Origin of the sequence: Roseateles sp. (assembly GCF_049240545.1) — a bacterium.
In the GTDB taxonomy this organism is placed as follows: Bacteria; Pseudomonadota; Gammaproteobacteria; order Burkholderiales; family Burkholderiaceae_C; genus Paucibacter_A.
On record NZ_JBMLSK010000379.1, the window covers coordinates 1 to 1,112 of the forward strand.

At 67.3% G+C, this 1,112-nt stretch carries 1 protein-coding gene; it reads right to left on the bottom strand.

From position 1 onward, the window contains the following. Positions 1-114: 114 nt before the first annotated feature. The coding region (locus tag ACOVRJ_RS22915) for an IS256 family transposase (RefSeq protein ID WP_422046134.1) at positions 115-1,112 on the bottom strand (998 nt) is incomplete at its 5' end.

The window sequence follows — 1,112 nt, forward strand, 5'->3', positions numbered from 1 at the left end:
CCCAGGGCAGCCCGGTTTCGCCAAGGATGGACCGCACCAGGGCCGGAAACGTGGGGTCGTGTCCCAGCGCATGGTGTAAGTCCACAGCCCGGAGAGAGCTGAGATGCGCGGTACTCAGCGAGCCACAGCGGACAGCCGAGTGGGAACAGTATCGCTGAGGGTCTGCAGGCCCTCAAGCTGCATGTAGCGCCGGTTCAGGCTCCACTCGTCGTTCTGCTCGAGCATCATGGCGCCGACCAAGCGCACGATGGAGGCGTCGTTGGGGAAGATGCCCACGACGTTGGTCCGGCGCTTGATCTCGGCGTTCAGCCGCTCCAGCGGGTTGGTGCTGTAGATCTGCGTCCAGTGCGCCCGCGGGAAGGTCATGAAGGCCAGCACGTCGTTCTCGGCCTCGTCCATCAGCGCGCCGAGCTTGGGGAACTTGCCGCGCAGCTGATCGGCCACGCTGCGCCACTGCGCCCGCGCGTTGTCGGCCGAGTCCTGCACGAAGACCGTGCCGATGGCCGCGCTGACCATGCGCCGCTGGGTCTTGCCGGCGTGCGCCAGGGCGTTGCGCATGAAGTGCACGCGGCAACGCTGCCAGGTCGCCTTCAGGACCTTGGCCGCAGCAGCCTTGATGCCCTCGTGGCTGTCGCTGATCACCAGCTTCACCCCACGCAGGCCTCGCCTGTTCAGGCTGCGCAGGAACTCCGTCCAGAAGGGTTCAGCCTCCGAGGCGCCAACCTTCAGGCCCAGCACCTCGCGCTGGCCGTCGGTGTTGACGCCTACAGCCACTATCACCGCCACGCTCACGATGCGCCCGGCCTCCCGTGTCTTGACGTAGGTGGCGTCGATCCACAGATACGGCCAGTCGCCCTCGATCTGGCGGTTCAGGAAGGCACCCACCCGCTCGTCGAGCTCGGCGCACAGCCGGCTGACCTGGCTCTTGGAGACGCCGCTCATGCCCAGCGCCTTGACCAGGTCGTCCACCGAGCGGGTGGAGATGCCCTGGACATAGGCCTCCTGGATGACGGCGGTCAGCGCCTTCTCGGCTGTGCGACGCGGCTCCAGGAACTCCGGGAAGTAGCTGCCCTGGCGCAGCTTGGGGATCTTCAGCTCGACGCTGCCGGCGC